Annotated in this window: 1 pseudogene; it reads right to left on the reverse strand. The window is 62.6% G+C overall.

What is annotated here, in order from left to right:
* Nucleotides 1-430: pseudogene (locus KBW98_RS23820) on the reverse strand (hypothetical protein); the annotation flags it as partial.

The following is a 430-nucleotide window of genomic DNA, read 5'->3' on the forward strand; positions in this document are numbered from 1 at the left end:
ATTCGACGAGTAGCCCGTCATTTCGCCGGCCTTCAGGCCCAGCACGGTACCCATCGCGGTGCTGCCGCACTGCAGCTTCAGGAAGTCAGCATTGAAGTCCTTGGTGTCGCTCTTGGCGAAGGCTTGGCCGATGGTGCCGTACACCGGCGAGGTTTCGCTGTCGCGCACCACCATGGTGTACATCGCGGCGCGGACGTAGCAGGCGCCGGCGCCGGTCAGGCGCTGGACCGGGAAGCCCACTTTCCACTTCAGCAGCGGGACTGCCTTGGTATAGCCCAGTTCAGCGGCGTGGCCGATGGCCGAGGTGAAGAAGTCGTCCATCCACGGCGCCAGCGAGGTCTTGCTGTAGTAGGTGATCGCGTAACCGTTGACGATCGCGCCCAGCTTGTTGGCCGAAGCGTTGTTGCTGTAAGTCGCGTTGTACCTGTAA

It is taken from the genome of Massilia sp. ST3, assembly GCF_018119405.1.
Classification (GTDB): Bacteria; Pseudomonadota; Gammaproteobacteria; order Burkholderiales; family Burkholderiaceae_D; genus Telluria.